Origin of the sequence: Asanoa sp. NPDC050611, from assembly GCF_040654855.1 — a bacterium.
In the GTDB taxonomy this organism is placed as follows: domain Bacteria; phylum Actinomycetota; class Actinomycetes; order Mycobacteriales; family Micromonosporaceae; genus Asanoa.
In genome coordinates this window covers 1-3,734 of record NZ_JBFAIU010000513.1, presented here as the reverse complement: position 1 = coordinate 3,734, position 3,734 = coordinate 1, and the positions used below count along the sequence as shown (strand labels likewise).

Sequence of the window (3,734 nt, the reverse complement as noted above, 5' to 3'; positions counted from 1 at the left end):
GCCCGGGACCTGGACGCGGACGAGGTCGGTTCCGATGGCTGACCCGGCCGTGCACCCCAGCGCGGAGCCGTTGCATCGAGCTCCCGCAGGGCGGGCAGGTCCGGCAGCGTCGCCGGGTCCCAGTCGTAGGCGTTCTCGACGGTCAGCGCCCGGAGCCGGGGGAGAGCGGCGAGTCCGTCGGTGTCGGTGAGGGTGCCCGGCGGGTCAAGCAGCTCGATGTCCAGGCTCTCGACGTCGGCGAGGCCGGTGAGCACGCGGGCGGAGAACGCCCGGCCGGCCTTGACCCAGACCTTCCTGGCGTGCGCCACACCGGCCGGGATGGCGGGCTCCTGGTCGCCGAAGAAGATCCGCAGGTCCAGGCCCTCGTGCGGGGCGTCGACCTCCACCGTGGGCGGCGGGTCCCGCAGGAGCAGCATGGTGGTCGAGGCGGGCAGCCGCAGGCTGCGCAGGTCGGCGGCGGTCATCCGCAGCTCCGCGACCTTGGTGGGCGTCAGGTCGATGTCGCCGGCGGCGTCGAGCCATTCGAGGTAGGTGATCCGCCGCCCGGCGACGAACGCCACCACGCCGCGGTCGGCGCCGGTCCACGACAGCGAGTCGAGGTCGGGCAGCCGGTCGAGCCGCGACCAGTCGACGGGCCCGTCAGCGGGCACGGGAACAGCACTTTTCCTGCCGCCCAGGGTCAACTGCCGGGTGCTCGCGGGGACGTTCGCGGGGCCGGCACCGAAGTCGATTTCCACGTAATCGCCCGAAGACATGCAGGCGACTATACCGGCCGACATCGATACGAAGCGGGCCCGCCGCCGCAGTTGATCACAGGAGGCGCCAGGGCTGGGGGCGCTGTCAGCCATCGCGGGCCGCGACGCGCCGCGCAGTTGATCAACGCTGGGGCGCCGGGGGTGGGCGCGGCCTCAAGGGCGACCTCGGTGCCTGCGCGATGGCGGTCACCTCGACGTGATCCTGGAGGCCGTCTCCCCCCACGACCTCCATGAGGATCGCTCGTCAGCCATCGTGGGCCGCGACGAGCTGCAGTTGACCATGGCTGGGGCGCCGGGGGCGGGCGCGCGTCATGCCCGCGCCATCGCGGGCCGTGACGAGCCGTGCAGTTGATCAACGCTGGAGGCCGGGGCAGGCGCTCGTCGGCCTGAGCCATCGCGGGCCGGGACGAGCCGTGCAGTTGATCATGGGTGGGGCAGGGGAGGGTGGGCGACGTATGCCGTCTTGACGTCCGGGGTGAAGCCGCACGCGCGGTAGAAGGCGTGGGTGGCCGGGTTGCGGGAGCCGGTCATCAGCATGGCCTTGTAGCAGCCGGCGTCCCAGGCCGCCTGGAGCGTGGCGGCCATGATGCGGCGGCCCAGGCCGGTGCCGCGCCGGGCCGCGTCGACGACGACGTTCTCGATGACCGCGTAGGGTGCGGCACCGCGGGTGAGGTTCGGGATCACGTTGAGGTAGGTCGTCGCGACGACGGCACCGTCGACGTCGAGCACGAACAGGTGCAGCCCGGGCGATGCCAGGATCCGTCCGAACGTCGCGGCGGCGTCGGTCGGTGCGGGATCGCCCGGGTGCAGCTGCCGGTAGAGGGCCAGGATCCCCGCGAGGTCGCCCATACCGGCGGAACGGAACATGTCAGGACACCCACCCATCGGCTGGTTGTTCGATAATGCACATTATGTAAACCTGGCGCTGAGATCCGAAGACCACTCGGAACCGAGGAAGCCGCCGGACTGGCGGGCCCACAGGTCCGCGTACAGGCCACCACGGTCCAGCAGCTGTGCGTGGGTGCCCTGCTCGACGATCCGGCCCGCGTCCAGGACCACGATGCGGTCCATCCGCGCGATCGTCGACAGCCGGTGCGCGATCGCGATCACCGTGCGGCCGGTCATCACCTCGTCGAGGGTCTCGTGGATGGCCGCCTCCGCCTCGGAGTCCAGCGCCGACGTCGCCTCGTCCAGGACCAGGATCGGTGCGTCGCGGTAGAACGCGCGTGCCAACGCGATCCGCTGCCGTTGCCCGCCGGACAGGCGCACGCCGCGCTCGCCGACGTGTGCGTCCAGGCCCGTGCGGCCGTCCGCGTCCCGCAGCGCGGCGACGAACCCGTCCGCGGCCGCCCGCCGCACCGCCGCCGCGACCCGCCCGTCGTCGTCGGCGGCCGCGCCGGGCCCGGCGATGTTCTCCCGCACCGACCGGTGCAGCAGCGTCGCCTCCTGCGCCACCATCGCGATCTGCCCGCGCAGGCTCTCCTGCGTCACGTCCGCGACCCCCACGCCATCGACGGATATCGACCCCGACTCGGCGTCGTGGAAGCGCAGCAGCAGACCGACCAGTGTGGACTTGCCCGCACCGGACCGGCCGACGACACCGACCCGCTCCCCGGCCGCGACCTCGAGGCTGAGCCGGTCGAGCCCGCCCGCACCGCGCCCGTAGTGGTGGCTGACGTCCGTGAACGTGATCGCTCCCCCACGCACGACCAGGTCGGGCGCGCCGGGCTTGTCGGCGACGGCCAGGGGTTGCGCGATGGTCTTCAGCGCCCGCCTCAACGCGCCGACGGAGCCGAACAGCGCCGACACGGCGTCGAGCAGCCACTCCGCCATCGAGGTGATCCGGAAGCTGAGCGCCAGCGCGGCCGCGACCAGGCCGAGCGGGGCGGCGTCGGAGCGCCACAGCACGATGCCGTAGCCGACGAGCCCGACCAGCAGCGCGCTGCCGAGCGCCATCATCGTGCTGTTGATCGTCACCTCGACCCGCTGCAGGTCGAGGTGGGCCCGCCGGGCGCGGGCGAACACCGCGCGGTCGTGCGCGACGCGCGTGGCGTGGTCGCCGAGCAGGGCGAGGGTGTCGACGTTGGCGTACGAGTCGACGAGCAGGCCGGTCAGGGCCGACTCCGCGTCCTGGAGCCGCTCGGACGCGCGCCGGAACCGCGGCACGGCCCAGCGCATCAGCAGCGCGTACGCGAGGATCCATGCGCCGAGCGGCCACAGCAGCCGAGGGTCGATCGTGGACATCACCCACACCGACCCGGCGATGTAGGCGACGACGAAGACGAGGGTGTGGATGACGCAGTACGCGGCGGTGCTGGCGGCGTCCCCACCGTCGCGGACCCAGGTGGCGATGCGGCCGGCGAGGTCGTCGCGGAACCAGCCGACGGACTGCCGGGACACGTGCCGGTGGGCCCGCCAGCGGGCCAGTGGGCGGGCGTTGGCGCGGAACGCGATGTCGTCGAGCGCCTCACCGACCAGGTTCAGGGTCGGGCGGACCAGCAGGACGAGGACGCCGACGGTGAGCAGCTCCGGGCCGACCGACGCCCAGAGCGTGGCCGGGTCGGTGGCGGCGAGGGTGTCGACGAGGCGGCCGGCGTACCCGATGAGCCACACCTCGATCGCGGCGCACAGGACGGTGACGGTGACGGCGGCGGCCGCGACGGGCCGCAGGGGCCGCAGCTCCCGCAGCAGGAACCGGCGGACGCCGGCGGGCGGTGTGGCGGTGTCGTCGTATGCGAAGGGGTCAACAGGGCTTTCGAACAGACGGAACACGAAGTGCCTCTCGGGCGGCGGAGACGGGCAAGGGACCGGGGAAACCGCCGGGAGTCCTCATGTCCGTGCTCCTTCGTGTCGTGGGTCTGTGCGTTGCCCACGAGGCTAGGCGGTGCCCGCGCCGCCCCGCGCGCCATTTAGCGGCAGGTCGACCACCAGCGGACGGTGGTCCAGCACGAGATCGTGCACGCCGCGCCGGCGGCAGAC

The 3,734-nt window shown here is 73.0% G+C and carries 3 protein-coding genes; all 3 read right to left on the bottom strand.

What is annotated here, in order from left to right:
- Window positions 1-755 (bottom strand): hypothetical protein (locus tag AB0H87_RS39360; RefSeq protein WP_360158160.1); only part of this gene is annotated, 755 nt, incomplete at its 3' end.
- 423 nt (window positions 756-1,178) lie between these two features.
- Complete coding sequence (locus tag AB0H87_RS39355) at window positions 1,179-1,622, bottom strand: GNAT family N-acetyltransferase (protein WP_360158157.1); 444 nt, start codon at window positions 1,620-1,622, stop codon at window positions 1,179-1,181.
- A 42-nt stretch (window positions 1,623-1,664) separates the two neighbouring features.
- Window positions 1,665-3,527 (bottom strand): ABC transporter ATP-binding protein, encoded by a 1,863-nt coding sequence (locus tag AB0H87_RS39350; protein WP_360158154.1) that lies wholly within the window; start codon window positions 3,525-3,527, stop codon window positions 1,665-1,667.
- Window positions 3,528-3,734 lie beyond the last annotated feature (207 nt).

What these genes read in the sequence shown, in the direction of transcription:
- AB0H87_RS39355 (WP_360158157.1), bottom strand. Translation starts at nt 1,622, where the DNA reads ATGTTCCGTTCCGCCGGTATGGGCGACCTCGCGGGGATCCTGGCCCTC.